Consider the following 12,545-nt stretch of genomic DNA (forward strand, 5'->3'; position numbering starts at 1 on the left):
GGTGTTCCGTCTCGAATCGAGCTTGGGGGAGAGGTGCGAACTTCGCGCAGCGTCGCCTCGGAGGGGCGAGTTCCACGAGGCCGCAACGGTGTGGAGCGCCGGGTTGTGGACTCGCGGAGCTCGTCCCTCCGGTTCGCTGGCTCGGTACCGACAACTTGGGGATGCACCGTGCACGCAAGGGTAAGGCAGGCAGTTCTTGACAATGGTTTTAGGGCGGCGTACGCCATGCATCGTGCCAGCATGCGGTGGTTTCAACTTCCGGCTCTTTCTCAACGATGGGGTGGAGCCACAGACGGAAGGGTTGCCACTGTCGCAGGGGCACTCCGGTTGGATGATTGGCAAAAACACAGATTGAAATCGTGAAGACGTCAAGATTGACCTGCCTTTACTGGAGCGCGTGCCTGGGCATTGTGAGTTGGTGTTCCAGCGGATACAGCGACACCCGGCCCGTGATGACGCCCTGGACGGATGCAATGCAAATTCGTGTGCCATCCGTCGGCGCGGAGCGGCCTTGGGAGGATCTGGTATCTCAAAGTGCGTCCCTGGCGCTGGAAGGTTCCGGTCGTCCTGCCGTTCAAGTCCGGCGGATCTGGAATCCGAGAACCGGAGCAGTGTGGATAGGTCCTGATTACCATGCCTATTACGTCATCGGAGAGCGTATCGTCGGCTTCCGTACTCTCGGCCGGGCACTCGGTGTACGATTCAGCGGTGATGCTGTGTCGACAGGTTCCGACCTCGATACGATTGCCGACCGATTCGCGGCTTCCGTCAAGTCGCTGCTGCCCGACGATAGCCATGACGATGTCGGTGTGGATTTATCGTTGCTATTTGGAAGGGAAGTCTTGGTGGGACTCGATGCCCGTCCATTCTTCCCGGCGCTGGCATCGATAACATCGATCAAGGCGAATGAGACGGATGTCTCCGTGGCGCTGGAGCCGGTGACAAAAGTACCGTTGAGCGTCACCTTCGACAAGGAATGGCGTTTATGGAAGGTTTCGATCGACGGAGTGGAGGCAGTCGTTCTTGGCGTGGATGCGGGTAAACCAAGAGGGCGCAGAGCATCAACCTGGGGGCCACCTGCTGTCTTGGCGGTGAAGTCGGAAAAAGGTGCGATCAAGGGGAACGTGAGACACGCCAACAAGATTTTCGAGAGGTGCAAGGACGGTCGGGAACGGCAGTTCATGTTGGTCTCCACTGAAGGAGGACGGATTTGGTGCGGACCGTCAGGTACGGACATCGTGCTCCACGACGACCAATTGGTTGGGTTCATGGTGGACGACTCCGGGATTTTGCTCGCCTGCCACAGCAGCATGCGCGTTCCTCTGACACGGGACGTCGTCCACGTGTTTCGCGAGTGGATGACGCGGATCGAGAACGATGCGTTGACCGGCACTCTGGAACGCACCCGGGTGGTTGATATTTGGGATGTCGTAGGTCCGATGCCTGTCGGTATCGAGAAGAAGCCGGGAGATGTGGGCCCGATCAGCGTCAAGTGTCTGGAGGATGGGCAGCTTGGCCTGGAGATGGAAACAACGCATCCGTATGGACGGCTTTCCTTGCGGCTCACTTCCGATCTCGAATTTGTTGAAGGTGCATGGAAGGGCCCAAGCGCCGAATCCGTCCGGTGATGGGCCTGATCGAGGAGGCCTATGCGGGGGAGATCTTGAGGGCAAACGCTGTCTGGTATGAATGGGGCTTGGTTGAGCTCCAATACTCTCCTGGTAAGCGGCTTGCGTCGTCGGGTGTCCGGCAGGGTCCCGAAGATCCACCGGCCCGCAACGGTGTGGAGCGTTGGGTTGAGGACTGGCGGAGCTTGTCCCTCCGATTCACGGCCTCCCCACCCACAACTCCGGGAGGCACCGTAGGGATTCGGAGCTTCTTGCCGGTACCTGCGCTGATTGGCAGGCGTTTCGTAGAACTGGTGTGATCGAGTGCTGTCAGGCCCTGAGAAATTCCAGGAGGTCCCGGTTGAGCTGATCCTTGTGGGTATCCGTGATGCCGTGAGGAGCGCCGGAATACTCGATGAACCTGGCGTTGGAAATCAGTTTCGCGGCCGCGCGGCCGGTCGTCTCAATGGGGACGATCTGGTCGTCTGTGCCATGGATGATCAGCGTCGGCACGTCAAACTTCCTCAAGTCCCCGGTGAGATCCGTCTCCGAGAACGCCTTGATACAGTCGTAGGTGTTCTTGAAGCCCCCCATCATGCCCTGCATCCACCAACTGTCGATCATGCCTTGGGAGACCTTGGCCCCGTCGCGGTTGAATCCGAAGAACGGACCGCTGGGAACATCCTTGAAGAATTGGGAGCGATCCTTGAGATGGGCGCTGCGCAAGCCGTCGAAGACCTCCATGGGAACCCCGTCAGGGTTGGACTCCGTCCTGACCATGATCGGTGTCACGGCGCTCACGAGCACGGCTTTTGCCACGCGCTTGGTGCCGTGACGGCCGATGTAGCGGGCGACTTCGCCGCCTCCGGTTGAGAAGCCGACGTGCACCGCCTCCTGCAAGCCCAGTCGTTCCACCAGTTCGGCCAGGTCGTCAGCGTAGGTGTCCATGTCGTTGCCTTCCCAGGGCTGGCCCGACCTGCCGTGCCCGCGGCGATCATGGGCGATGCACCGATAGCCACTCGATGCGAGGAAGTACATCTGCGAATCCCAACTGTCGGAACTCAGGGGCCAGCCGTGACTGAATACGACCGGCTGACCTGAACCCCAGTCCTTGTAGTAGATTTCAGTGCCGTCCCTGGTGGTGAATGTGCTCATTGGAATGTATTGGTTTTGCAGGGTTTGTTGTCGTCAGGAAAGCCTCCGCGGGAGGTCCGCCTTGACCCATTCACGACACAACGCCGCGAGGAGAAGCTGAAGCGCGGCCATGATGAGCGCAAGCATCGGGAGGTTGGGTAACACGATGATGTCAACAGCGTCCATGGCGTGTGACGTTCAATCCTCGTTCCATGCTCCGGGTGCCTTCAGGGAGTTGACCCGGCCGGCGGGATCGGCCTGGCGCAGGGTGTCCAACCGGTCCTGGGTCTCCATGCGTGGTTGAACGGGGTTGGGGCTCAAGGGCGTCTGGGGCGGCTGAGGTGTGTCGGTGTTGGGTTCGAGAGGACGAGTCCCGCCCTTGGGGCTGGGGACGGGTACGAGGGGGATGGGAGGAGGGTCCTGGGATCAGGGAGCGTAGCCAAGAAGGCGGCGTTCCTTGATGAGTTCGGCGACCTGGGGGGGGAGGAGATCCTCCCAGCCGGGGTGGTTGGCGCGGAGGCGGGCGAGGACGTCGCGGGAGAAGACGGGGAGGCATTCGGGACGGAATTCGCGGAGGCTCTGGATGAAATGGTTTTCGAGGAGATAGGCGTAGAGATGGCGGAGGTGGGGTTCGACGCGGAGATTGCCGGCGGTGATGACGGAGCGGGTGGCGGGGTCCTGGAAGGGATAGACGTAGAGTTTGAGTTCGTTTTTGAAGAGGCGGCCGAAGGATTCGAGGATGCCGCCTTCGAGGTCCTGGTAGTATTTCTCGTCGAAGATTTCGCGGAGGCTGGGGAGGCCCATGACGATGCCGATGCGGCGTTTGGTGTAGCGGAAGAGATAGGAGGCGAGGCGATGAAATTCGCCGTAGTTGGAGATGAGGACGGTTTTGCCGAGGGTGCCGAGGAGATCGACGCGGTCGAGGAAGTCGCGGGGATGGATGGTGCCGTCGTCGATGAGGTTGTGGAGGGTCATCTCCATGAGGACGAGGAGGTCGGTGCCATCGACGCCGGGTTCCTGGACGAACTGGGCCTGGGCGCAGCGCAGCATGTCGAGGGTGGCGAGGGTGGGGGGGCGGAAGGAGCCGCGTTCGACGAGGATGTTCTTTTTGTAGAGGACTTCGGAGGCCTGCACGACGTCGCCGGCGGCGGTGAACATGGCGGCGTGGGTGAGGCCGAGCTGGACGAGCTTGAGGCTGACGAGGCGGTTGTCGAAGCCGGGGAAGGCCGGGCCGGCGAACTTGGCCATGTCCACTTCGACCCGCTGGTGGCCGAGATCGTCGGCGAGGGAGCGGAGGAAGGATTCGAGGTCGTGATGGAGGTTGAGGGCGGCGTAGATGAGGTTGACGCCGATGCTGCCGAGGGCTTCCTGCTGGGGAAGGTTTTCGCGGTCGAGGAGGCGGATGTGGACGATGACGTCGGAGGGGTCGCTGCCGGGGGCATGCTGGAAGCGGACACCGAGCCAGCCGTGGCATTCGTCGCGGTGCCGGTAGCTTTGGGCGGCGACGGTGTCGGCGAAGACGAAGAAGCGGGTGGAATCGCCGCGTTTGTGGCGGAGCCGTTCCACGAGGAGGGCGTACTCGTGGTCGAGCATCTGCTGGAGGCGGGAGCGGGAGACGTAGCGGTCGGTGGGGCCGTAGATGGCATCGCTGACCGTCATGTCGTAGGCGGAGATGCTTTTGGCGATGGTGCCGGAGGCGCCGCCGACGCGGAAGAACCAGCGGGCGACCTCCTGGCCGGCGCCGATTTCCGCGAAGGCGCCGTACTTGGTGGGGTCGAGATTGATCTGGAGGGCCTTCTGGTGGGCGCCGAGGGCCTCACCGGAGCCGGGTTCGGACAGGCAGACGATCGAGTCGAGCAGCTTCTCCACGGCGCGGATTATCCGGCCGGGATGCGGGGGTGGGAAAGGTGAAACGGGGGGGGGATCGGGCGGAAGAGGCGGATCAGAAATCGAATTGATCGATGTTATCGCGGTGGAAGATGAAGGGGGTGCCGAGGAGGATCTGGTCGCCGGCGACGGTGAATTCTCCGAGGTTGCCGGCCTGGAAGGAGGAGGCGCCGGGCTGGAGGGTGCCGCGGGCGAGGGCGACGGCGGCATGGACGGTGAGGTAGCCGAGGTCCTGGGTTTTCCAGAGGATGACGGCGTCGGTGACGCCTTCCTTGACGTAGCGGCGGTTTTCGCTGGGGAGGCCGAGGCCGATGACCTTGACGCGTCCGGCCTTGCCGGCCTGTTTGACGGCCTCGGCGGCGCCGGGGACGGCGGGGGAGCAGATGGCCATGATGAGGTTGAGGTTGGGGTAGGCGGAGAGGAGGGTGGTGGCCTCGGCCTGGGCCTTGTCCTTGAGGTCGTCGCAGGGACGGAGGGCGACCATTTTGAGATCGGGATAGCGGTCGGCGCGGCGGGCCTCGATGTGTTTCTGCCACTCGTTCATGTTGGCGGCGGTGAGGGAGGCGGTGATGATGGCGAATTCGCCGGAAGGACCGATCAGGCGGGCGGCTTCGTCCATGAGGGTGTGGGCGATGCCTTCGGGGGTGGCCTGGTTGACGAAGAAGGAGCGGGCGTCGGGCTGGGCGTCGGAGTCGTAGGTGACGACGTGGATGCCGCGGGCGCGGGCTTTGCGGAGGGCGGTGGAGATGCCGTCGCGGTTTTCGCAGGCGGCGGCGATGACATCGACGCCGAGCGTGATCCAGTTTTCGATGATTTCGTTTTGTTTGGCGGGGTCGGGATTGACGGGGCCATCGAAGATGAGTTCGACCCCGAGTTCGCGGGCGGCGCGTTCGGCGCCCTGGCGGCAGGAGACGAAGTAGGCATTGCCCTTGGATTTGGGCATGAGGGCGACGGTGAGGCGGGGTTGTCCGGAGGAGGTGGCCGGGGTGTCGGAGGGGCCGCAGCCGGCGGTCAGCCAGGCGAGGAACGGGAGGGTGAGAAGGAAGGGCAGGAGTCGGGAGCTCATGACGGGGAACTGGAGGGAGCTTGGGCGGAGGGCGGGCGCCGGCGCAAGGCCGGGATGCGACGGAGGGCCGGGAGGCCGAGGGCGAGGAGGAGGAGGAGTCCGGTGCAGAGGCCGGCGAGTTCGCTGGCATGGCTCATGGTGGCGGGGAGGCGGGAGAGGCCGTTGCCGAGGACGGCGATGGCGGCGACGCCGAGGAGGGTGCCGGGGACGGAGCCGGTTCCGCCGAAGATGCTGGTGCCGCCGAGGACGACGGCGGTGATGGCGGCGAGTTCGTAGCCGGTGCCGGCGTCGGCCTTGGCGGTGCCGAGGCGGGCGGTGTAGGTGATGGCGGCGAGGGCGGCGACCGCGCCGGCGAGGGTATAGGCGAGGACGAGGTGACGTCGGACGGGGAGGCCGGCGCAGCGGGCGCCTTCGGGGGCGAAGCCGATGGCGCGGAAGGACCGGCCGAGGGTGGTCTGGTGGACGAGGAGGGTGATGGCGACGGCGACGGCGAGGAAGATCCAGGCCTGGACGGGAACGCCGGCGATGCGGCCGGTGCCGAGGAAGAGAAACGATTCCGGGAAGTTGGTGAAGGCGTCGGTGCCGCGGGTGAGGGCTTCGGCGAGACCGCGGAAGAGGGAGAAGGTGCCGAGGGTGACGATGAGGGGCGGGAGTCGGAGGGCGGTGATGAGGGTGGCATTGAAGGCGCCGGCGAGGGCGCCGAAGCCGATGGTGCAGACGGCGGCGACGGGCCAGTCGAGCCCGGCATCGCGCCAGAGTTTGCCGAAGATGACGGCGGAGAGGCCGAGGAGGGAGCCGAGGGAGAGGTCGATGCCGCCGGTGAGGATGATGGGCATGACCACGAGGGCGAGGAGTCCGATTTCGACCGAATGGCGGACGATGTTGGCGGTGTTGTCGGGGGTGGCGAAGTTGCGGCCGAAGGAGGAGAAGAAGAGCACTTCGAGGAGGAGCACGCCGAGCAGGATGGCTTCATGGGAGCCCAGGAGGCGGAGGCCGGGGAGGCGGATGCGGGGGGCCATGGTCAGGGGCGGGAACGGCGTTGGCGGAGTCCGTCGGCGGCGACGGCGAGGAGAATGATGGCGCCCTGGCTGGCGCGGTCCCAGTGGGGTTTGACCCCGAGGTAGGTGAGGGCGGGGGTGACGCAGGTGAGGAGGAGGAGGCCGGCGAGGACGCCCCAGAGGTTCCCGCGTCCGCCGGTGACGGCGACGCCGCCGACGACGGCGGCGGCGATGGCTTCGAGTTCGAGTCCGCGTCCGGCGGCGGGATCGACCTGGGGGGACTGGACGGCGTGGAGGACGGCGGCGAGGCCGGTGAGGGTGCCGAGGAGGACGAAGGTGGTGAAGGTGACGAGGCGCGGGCGGAGCCCTGCGAGGCGGGCGGCTTCGGCATCGGAGCCGACGGCATAGAGGTGGCGCCCGGCGGCGAGGTGACGGAGGGCGAGGGCGAGGGCGACGAGGACGGCGAGGGCGAGGGTGCCGATGAGGATCTGGCCGTGGACCATGGGGAGGCCGAACCACTGGGCGCCGTCGGGGAGATTGATGAAGACGCCCTGGCGGCCGAGGCGAAGGGCTTCGCGGAGGGTGACCATCATGGCGAGGGTGACCACGATCGAGGGAAGGCCGAGGGCGGCGACGAGGAGGCCGTTGAGAGCGCCGCCGAGGGCACCGACGGCGAGGGCGGCGAGGATAGCGAAGGGGAGGGGCGAGCCGGCGGCGGCGGCGAGGGCGGCGACGGTGCCGCAGACGGCGAAGAGGGAGCCGACGGAGATGTCGATCTGGCGGGTGATGAGGACGAGGGCGACCCCGCAGGCGATGAGGAGGCGTGGGGCGGCGGCGGCGAGGCGGGAGAGGAGGGGCTGGGGTTCGAAGAAGTTCGGGGCCCAGATGGCGAGGGCGCTCAGGAGGGCGAGGAGCGCGGCGGCGACGGAGAGTTCGCGGAAGTGACGCTGGATCACGGGTTGCCTCCGGTCTGGCCGAGCGCGGCCGCCATGACGTCGTGGGCGGAGGATTGCGCGGGGAGGTTGGCGACGAGGCGGCCGGCGCGCATGACGGCGATGCGGTCGCTCATGCCGAGGATTTCGGGGAGATCGCTGGAGATCATGAGGACGGCGAGACCGTCACGGGCGAGCTGGCGGATGAGGCGGTGGATTTCGGACTTGGCTCCGACGTCCACGCCCTGGGTGGGTTCGTCGAGGATGAGGATTTTCGGGCGGGTGGCGAGCCAGCGTCCGAGGGCGACCTTCTGCTGGTTGCCGCCGCTGAGGGTGGCGACCGGGGCATCGGGACCGGAGGTGCGGATGGCGAGATGGCGGATGGACTCGAGGGCGAGGTGACGTTCGGCGGTGCGACGGATCCAGGTGCCGGGGAAGATGCGGGGATGGATGGCGAGGGTGAGGTTGTGGGCGACGGGGAGGTCGAGGATGACTCCGTGGCGGCGGCGGTCTTCGGGGACGCAGGCGATGCCGTGGGCCACGGCATCGATGGGGGAACGAAGGCGGACGGGCTGACCCTGGAGGAGGATCCGACCGGACCCGACCGGGGTGAGGCCGAAGAGGGTGCGGGCGAGTTCGGTGCGGCCGGCGCCGATGAGGCCGGCGAGGCCGAGGATTTCGCCGGCGCGGAGATCGAGGTCGATGTCGTGGAGGCCGGCGGCGGGGCAGGAGACCTTGCGGAGGCTGAGCACGACGTCACCGGGGACGCCTTCCGGCGGGGGGAAGAGGTGGGACCATTCGCGTCCGACCATGAGGCCGATCAGTTCGGATTCGGATACGGGCGGGGTTTCGGGGGCGGGGGCGGGGAGGTCGGGTCGCGGGATGGGGCGGGTGCCGACCGAGCGGCCATCGCGGAGGACGGTGACGCGGTTGGCGAGGGCGAAGATTTCCTCGAGGCGATGGGAGATATAGACGATGCCGACGCCGTCGGAGCGGAGTTGGCGGACGATGGCGAAGAGGCGGTCCTGTTCACGGCGGGTGAGGCAGGCGCTGGGTTCGTCCATGATGACGATACGGGCATTGGAGCCGACGACGCAGGCCATCTCGACGAGCTGCTGTTCGGGCATGGAGAGGGTGCGGACCTCGGCCTCCGGGGGGATGTGGGCCCCGATGCGGTCGAGGAGGGCCCGGGCGCGGTGACGGTGAGCGGACCAGCGGACGCGGTGGAAGGGGCGGACGGGTTCGAGGCGGAGGGCGATGTTTTCGGCGACGGTGAGGTCGGCGAAGAGGGCGGGTTGCTGATAGATGCAGGCGATGCCGAGGCGGTGGGCGGCGGCGGGGGAGAGGTGGCGGACGGCGTGGCCCAGGACGGTGAGGGAGCCCTGGTCCGGGGCGTGGGCACCGGTGACGATTTTGATGAGGGTGGACTTGCCCGCGCCATTTTCGCCGAGGAGGGCATGGACTTCGCCGGGCAGGAGATCGAAGGAGACGCCCTGGAGGGCGCGGACGGCGCCGAAGGACTTGGTGATGGCGTCGAGTTGGAGGATGGGTGCGCTCACGTCGGGCGGGCGGCGGGGGGAGTAAAGCGGGGGCGGGGCGGAAGTGGCCAGTCCTTTGACCGAGGTCGATTGACAGGGTTGGGGCAGGCTCGATAGTCGGGGACAGGGACTTGCGGTGAGCCCGACAATCGCACATGAGAGAGGAGAGGATAGAACCATGACACCATCATCACTTACCCGGGAAGCGGCGGAGCGTCTGTTGGAGGATCTCCGGACGGTCATACGAGACGGACAGGAAGTGTTGCGGGCGGGGGCCGACGATTTGAACGAGAAGGGGAAGGAAGCCCGGGCCCGGCTGGAGGATGCCTTGCGGCGGGCGAAATCGACCTGCGAACAGTTCGAGGGTCGGGCGGGAGACGCGGCGCGGGAGGTGGAGAGCGCGATCCGGGAGCATCCGTTGACCAGCGTTGGGGCGGCGTTTGGGGTGGGGGTGCTGCTGGGGGTGCTGTTGAACAACCGGCGGTGAATCCCCGGCCTGCAGGTTCAGCCGGCGGACCGGAAGACGGTACGTGGCGGCTCATCGCGAAGCGGGTGGCGCAACTGGTCGCCACCCGCCTGGAGCTTTTGGGATTTGAGTTGGCGGAGGAACGGAGGGCGGCGACGGAGTTGATTGTGCTGCTGTCGGTGGGGGCGGTTTTCGGGGCGCTGGCGGTGGTGATCCTGACGGTGGGACTGGTGCTGGCATTACCGCCGGAATGGCGGCCCTGGGGGGCGCTGGCGACGGGAGTGGGTTATGGGGGCGTGGCGGGATGGGCCTTTCTCAGGGTGCGCCGCCTGTTGCGGGGGCGATCGGCGCCCTTTGCGGCGACGGTGTCGGAACTGAAGCGGGACAAGGAATGGCTGGAGGGGTTGAAGTGAGACCGCGGGAACTGGAGATGAACCTGCTGAGGGCGCGCTGCGAACTCGACCGGCGCGAGTTGGGGGCGGAGGTGGGGCGATGCCGCGAGCGTTGGCACGGGCGCGTCGAGGGGGTGCGACGGGCGGTGCCGTGGATGGTGCTGGCGGCGCCGCTGGTCGGGGTGGCGCTTGTGAGGGCGCTGCGGGGGCGTCGCGGGTGGGTGGCGGCGCTGGCGGTGGCGAAGGTGGCGATGCAGTTCCGGGGGTTGCTTCCGTTGGCGAGCGGGTGGCTGCGACCGCGCGGGCGAGGGGAGGGGGCGGGGCGGTAGGGTTCTTGAAAGTGGGGCTTGGGTTTGGGCAGGGGCGGTTACGGAGCGACGCGGGAGGGACGGGTGTCGGAGGGAGCGATGAGGTCTGGACGGGAGTCCATACGGGGATAGGCGGCGGCGAGGCAATGGACACCGCCATGCTGGCGTTGGCAGGCGGCGGTCAGGATGGGGGTGACGGGGACCTCGGCTCCGAAGGCGGACTCGATGGCTTCCTGGGCGGCGCGATCGAGCGGGGTGTAGAAGCCGCCGAAGGCGGGCATGGCGAAGCCATCGGCGTGATGGATGCCGTTGAGGTAGTTGATGCCGCGGTGGAGGTCGGGGAGGCTGGGGATCGGGACGATGCGGCAGCCGAGGTCGTGGAGGTCTTCAAGCTGGCTTCGATGGGCGGCGATCATGCGACGCAGGGCGGCGAGGTAGGGGGGGCGGTCGGAGTGGGTTGTGGTCCTTGCGGAGGGTGCGTCCTGTTCGGCTTCGAGGAGGTCGAGGGCGAGGAGGAAGGCCTGGAGATTGGCGGCGGCATCGTCGGTGGTGCTGGTGACGAAGTGGCGGGAGAGGGAGGCTGAAAAGGGCTGGCCGGCCTTTCGGGTGCGATCGACGGCGGCGGTGAGGCAATCGAGGAGGGGGAGATCGTGACCCTGACGGCGTTCGGCGTGGGCGATCACGGCGTCGGCCGGGCTGAGAGTGCCGTGTCGTTGGAGGGCGTCGATGCCGAGGCCGAGGATGATGCGGACGGCGGCCGGGATGTCGTTGACGAGGGCCACGAGGTCATCGGCGTGGGCGCGGAAGCTGACGTCGAAGTCGAGGTGGTAGGAGACGGAGGGGAGGGTGAGACAGCGATCGACGCCGAATTCGATGCGGAAGGCTTCGCGGACCTGGGCCGGGGTGAGGCCGAGGGCGGTATTGCGGAGGATTTCGCCTTCTCCGGCGACGAGGAGGCGATCCCCGGAGCATGGGTCGTGGACGACGAGGAAGTTGCCGCCCTGGAAGAGAAGGGGGGATTGAAGGACGGGGTGACCGGCGGCGGCGAGGCCGTCCATGGCGTAGGAGGCGCCGGGCTCAAAGAGCGAGTGTCCTTCGCCCTGGGAAGCGTAGCGGGGCGCCAGGCTGGCGAGGGTGGCAGGGTTGCCTGATGAGTCGAGGAGGGCGCCGGCCTTGGCGTTGTCCTGGGCCCAGGCGCCGGGATGGGTGGCATCGACACAGAGGATGAGCTGGGTGTCGCGTCTGAGGCGCCATGTGGTACGTGCCAGGGATTCGAAGGGTTCCGCCACCTCGGCGGGGACGCTCACGAGGAAGCGGGCGTCGGGGAAGGCGTTCACCATCTGGGCGATGGCGTGGATGGCATCGCCGGGGACGACTCCATCGGACCATCCACCGCCGGCCTGCATGCGGAGGAGGCCCACCGGGTGTTCGCCGGTTTCGGGGGCGGCCTGGAAGCTGGTGTGCGTGGGTTGGAAGGCGAACGGCGTCCGGGCGAGTTGGCGGGCCAGGGTGGCGGGATCGGAGCCCTTGGTGAGTTGATCAGCGATCTGGGTGACGAGGGCGAGGGATGCGGGGGTATTGGCAGGCGAGGCGGGGGGATCGAAGTGGTCGAGGAGATCGACGGGCAGACCGGCCATGCGGAGTTGATCGAGGGCGGTGGCGGGGTTGCTGGTCAGGGTGGCGGGTCCGAGGAGGCGAACCGCATGGACGAGGGTGGGGAGGATGCCGTCGGAGGCCAGGTACCGATGGACCCATTCGGTTGCGGAGGCCTGGGCGGAAGTGGGGCTTGGGAATGAATCGGGTGTGTCGAGGTTGTCGGTGCGGTCAAGGATGGGGGCGATGAACGCCGGCGACGGCCGTTGTCCGCGGGTTTGTTGTTGTCGGGCGCTGGCGATGTGTGGCGGGACGTCGGGCCGGACCACCTGCACATAGCGATCCGCCTGGACGCGGGGGATAAAGCGCCGGATGGGGGTGGGGATGACACCGGGTGCGACGCGATGGTGGCGGTTCTGGTAGGCATCGATGGCAGCGCGGTCCTGGATGCGTTGGCGGAAGGCTTGGGGGAGGGGGAGTTCCGCGGGGGGCTCCGAGGTTCGGCTGTGGGGGGCTGCGGCGGGCTGGGAGTGGGCGGGCGGGGAGAGCAGGACGAGGAGCAAGCTGGAGACGAGGGCGGGCAGGGGAGGCCGGGACACCATTCCGCGAAGGATGGCGGAATGG

9 protein-coding genes and 1 pseudogene are annotated in these 12,545 nt (G+C 67.0%); 4 read left to right on the forward strand and 6 right to left on the reverse strand.

What is annotated here, in order from left to right:
- Positions 1-452 precede the first annotated feature (452 nt).
- The gene (locus tag KF833_03055; protein MBX3744263.1) at positions 453-1,628 is read left to right on the forward strand and encodes a hypothetical protein; all 1,176 of its coding nucleotides are present in this window, start codon (positions 453-455) and stop codon (positions 1,626-1,628) included.
- A gap of 309 nt (positions 1,629-1,937) precedes the next feature.
- Here KF833_03055 and KF833_03060 read toward each other — a convergent pair whose 3' ends face one another.
- From KF833_03060 to KF833_03080, 5 genes and pseudogenes are all read right to left on the reverse strand, one after another.
- Positions 1,938-2,762, reverse strand: coding sequence for an alpha/beta hydrolase (locus KF833_03060; GenBank protein ID MBX3744264.1), 825 nt, complete (start codon positions 2,760-2,762; stop codon positions 1,938-1,940).
- Positions 2,763-3,167: 405 nt separating this feature from the next.
- Positions 3,168-4,580, reverse strand: coding sequence for a TonB-dependent receptor (locus tag KF833_03065; GenBank protein ID MBX3744265.1), 1,413 nt, complete (start codon positions 4,578-4,580; stop codon positions 3,168-3,170).
- A gap of 103 nt (positions 4,581-4,683) precedes the next feature.
- Positions 4,684-6,713: pseudogene (locus KF833_03070) on the reverse strand (substrate-binding domain-containing protein).
- 2 nt (positions 6,714-6,715) lie between these two features.
- A complete protein-coding gene (locus tag KF833_03075; protein MBX3744266.1) occupies positions 6,716-7,645 on the reverse strand; it encodes an ABC transporter permease in 930 nt (309 codons plus the stop codon).
- Positions 7,645-9,342 (reverse strand): sugar ABC transporter ATP-binding protein, encoded by a 1,698-nt coding sequence (locus KF833_03080; protein ID MBX3744267.1) that lies wholly within the window; start codon positions 9,340-9,342, stop codon positions 7,645-7,647. The genes KF833_03075 and KF833_03080 overlap by 1 nt, the downstream gene beginning before the upstream one ends.
- Here KF833_03080 and KF833_03085 point away from each other — a divergent pair.
- Genes KF833_03085 through KF833_03095 form a run of 3 tightly spaced genes read left to right on the forward strand, consistent with a single transcriptional unit; the run spans position 9,341 to position 10,349 of the window.
- Positions 9,341-9,649 carry a DUF883 family protein gene (locus KF833_03085; protein ID MBX3744268.1) on the forward strand — a complete coding sequence of 103 codons (309 nt, stop codon included), beginning with the start codon at positions 9,341-9,343 and terminating at the stop codon, positions 9,647-9,649. The two genes, KF833_03080 and KF833_03085, sit on opposite strands and share 2 nt — an antisense overlap.
- Complete coding sequence (locus KF833_03090) at positions 9,646-10,041, forward strand: phage holin family protein (GenBank protein ID MBX3744269.1); 396 nt, start codon at positions 9,646-9,648, stop codon at positions 10,039-10,041. The genes KF833_03085 and KF833_03090 overlap by 4 nt, the downstream gene beginning before the upstream one ends.
- Positions 10,042-10,058: 17 nt before the next feature.
- Positions 10,059-10,349: a hypothetical protein gene (locus tag KF833_03095; protein MBX3744270.1), complete on the forward strand. Its 291-nt coding sequence runs from the start codon at positions 10,059-10,061 to the stop codon at positions 10,347-10,349.
- A 38-nt stretch (positions 10,350-10,387) separates the two neighbouring features.
- On the opposite strand, the gene KF833_03100 is transcribed toward KF833_03095, so the two are convergent.
- Positions 10,388-12,523, reverse strand: coding sequence for a hypothetical protein (locus KF833_03100; protein ID MBX3744271.1), 2,136 nt, complete (start codon positions 12,521-12,523; stop codon positions 10,388-10,390).
- Between the last annotated feature and the right edge of the window lie 22 nt (positions 12,524-12,545).

Source organism: Verrucomicrobiia bacterium, assembly GCA_019634625.1.
In the GTDB taxonomy this organism is placed as follows: Bacteria; Verrucomicrobiota; Verrucomicrobiia; order Limisphaerales; family CAIMTB01; genus CAIMTB01.